At 43.5% G+C, this 860-nt stretch carries 2 protein-coding genes; both read right to left on the bottom strand.

Annotated elements, in window-relative coordinates:
• On the bottom strand, positions 1 to 645 hold a 645-nt coding region (locus tag KP705_RS15520), incomplete at its 3' end, for a plasmid recombination protein (protein WP_215764809.1).
• The coding region (locus tag KP705_RS15515; protein WP_215764807.1) for a hypothetical protein at positions 642 to 860 on the bottom strand (219 nt) is incomplete at its 5' end. The genes KP705_RS15515 and KP705_RS15520, both read right to left, overlap by 4 nt.

Raw genomic sequence — 860 nt, 5'->3', positions numbered from 1 at the left:
CCGAGTTAAACGCCTACGACCTGGACCAATACGAGTTAAGCCAGAAGGCTTCCCGACCTTATCCCAATAACTGTCCTGCCAATCTCTAAACGATTGCTTATAGGCTTCATTTTGTTCCTTTGGAGATAACCCATCCGCCTTGGCCTTCTGCTTTGCACTATCCCCAGGATGTAAGCTGATCGCCTTCAAATCATCAGGAACGATGAAAGCATGAAGATGAGGAAAAGCCTCATCATCATGCCTGATGACTGTCTTCAACTGGTCCCCATACGTGTCCTGCAACCACTTGACCGACCGAGCTTGCCAACGCTTACAATCGGCATCCATCTCACCTGGCCAAGACAGAACAATGCACGCCATAGTATTTTGAGTGCTTCTGATTTTCCTGCTCTTGCCATTCTTCTGAACATCAACAGCACCATCGCAAGCCTGCTCATGCTCACGCTCAAGAGCTTCTAAATCCTGACCAAAAACGAGAACCGGCTTGCCTGGATTTTCAACATGCAAACAGGCATCCGGATTTCTCCGGGTAGCCTCATCTATAGTCTCTTTAATATTCCACTTCTTAGACTTCGTTGCCTTGTCGGAAGGCTTTACAAGCACTTTACGACTCAGCATCTCAAAATGTGCGAATTGATAACTCATGACAACGATCCAAAAAATTTCTCGCAAATCGTTGAGAGTCTTCTTTTAAAATCATCAGACGTACAATTTTCCAAATCTAAATTATCGATACTCGAATACAAACCATCCTTGTCACATTCTTCTAAATCTTTAACCCAAAGGCGTATCTCATCTTTATTGTCATTAACAAAAACACACTCGTAACAAAAATCATCCTCGTCATCGTTCAAATATTC

Origin of the sequence: Gluconobacter sp. P1D12_c, from assembly GCF_018812105.1 — a bacterium.
Taxonomy (GTDB): domain Bacteria; phylum Pseudomonadota; class Alphaproteobacteria; order Acetobacterales; family Acetobacteraceae; genus Gluconobacter; species Gluconobacter oxydans_A.
Note: the sequence above shows the minus strand (reverse complement) of the source record. Positions and strands in the feature narration are given on the sequence as shown.